This window comes from Microbacterium sp. P5_E9, assembly GCF_054049175.1.
Genome location: NZ_JBFUMV010000121.1, coordinates 1 through 556 on the forward strand (window position 1 = coordinate 1; position 556 = coordinate 556).

1 protein-coding gene is annotated in these 556 nt (G+C 60.6%); it reads left to right on the plus strand.

The genetic code is table 11. The annotated features are described in order from the left end of the window. Window positions 1–556, plus strand: a 556-nt coding sequence (locus ACXJ3V_RS20555; protein WP_457102209.1) for a pirin family protein, incomplete at both ends; no start/stop codon positions are given.

The following is a 556-nucleotide window of genomic DNA, read 5'->3' on the forward strand; positions in this document are numbered from 1 at the left end:
CCTCGACACCATGATCCAGCACAGACGTAAACTCACGCTCGACGCCCACCACCTCGGATGGCTCAAGGCGCGCCACCACTTCATCGTCAAGCCAACGGGCAACTCCGCGCATCTGCCACTTGGGCCGTTGATCGTGTGGAATGACGATGAAATTGCGCCTGGGACTGGCTTTCCAATGCACGGACACCGCGATGTCGAGATCATCTCTTACATACGCGAAGGCGTCGTCTCGCATCGGGACAGCGCAGGTGGCGCGGGCGCCACTGCCGCTGGCGATGTGCAAGTCATCAGTGCCGGATCTGGCATCCGGCACGAGGAGTTCAATCGCGAGAAAACTCCGTTGAAGCTCTACCAGATCTGGATCGAATCAAACCAGATTGGCGCAGAGCCTCGTTGGCAGTCGAAGCCATTTCCGCGCACCCATCGAGCTGGCCAATTGATCACTCTGGCCAGCGGCCTGTCAGGCGACGACGACGCACTGCCGATACGGGCAGATGCGCGGGTGATGGGTGTCACACTGAAGGCCGGCGAGATCGTCAGCCACTCCCTCTCGACG